At 65.6% G+C, this 665-nt stretch carries 1 pseudogene; it reads left to right on the top strand.

What is annotated here, in order from left to right:
* Positions 1-665 (top strand): annotated as a pseudogene (locus tag AX756_RS24805) (IS66 family transposase); the annotation flags it as partial.

Genomic DNA, 665 nt, shown 5'->3' with positions numbered 1-665 from the left:
TGGGGAAATGCACCAGATTGGCGAAGACCGCACCGAACGGCTGGATATCATTCCTGCGCAGCTGCGGGTCATCGTTACTTTCCGCCCGAAGTGAGGGCATGACTGCCACCGGTTCGAAGGAATGCCCGAACGCCCGCCGTGCCTGCGCCGAGGGCGTGACCCAGGCGCCGGCACCCAGCCATCTGATCGAAGGCGGCCTGCCGACCGAGGGCGCCATCGCGCATGTGCTCGTCAGCAAGTTTGCCGATGACCTTCCATTGTATTGCCAGAGCCAGATCCTGGCCCGTTCCGGGATCGATTTGCACCGTAGCACCCTGGCGGACTGGATTGGCACCGCCGCGTTCCACCTTGCCCCCGTTGTGGATCGGCTGGCCGAGCATCTGAAGGGCTCCGGCAAGCTCTTCATGCCCTCTCGGCAGATTGCTGCGCAATCGCCTGCCGGGTAACAGACGAGACGACCGCCCCGGTCCTCGATCCCGGTCGGGGGCGGACGCAGACCGGTTATCTCTGGGCCCTGGCTCGGGACGACCGGGGATGGGGCGGAGATGACCCGCCCGGCGTGGTCTTCACCTATGCCGCCGGCCGCGTCGGCCAAAATGCGGAACGTATCCTGACGGGCTTCGATGGCATCCTGCAGCTCGACGGCTATCAGGGCTACAACCGGC

It is taken from the genome of Aliiruegeria sabulilitoris, from assembly GCF_001558155.1.
GTDB classification, from domain to species: domain Bacteria; phylum Pseudomonadota; class Alphaproteobacteria; order Rhodobacterales; family Rhodobacteraceae; genus Tropicimonas; species Tropicimonas sabulilitoris.
Note: the sequence above shows the minus strand (reverse complement) of the source record. Positions and strands in the feature narration are given on the sequence as shown.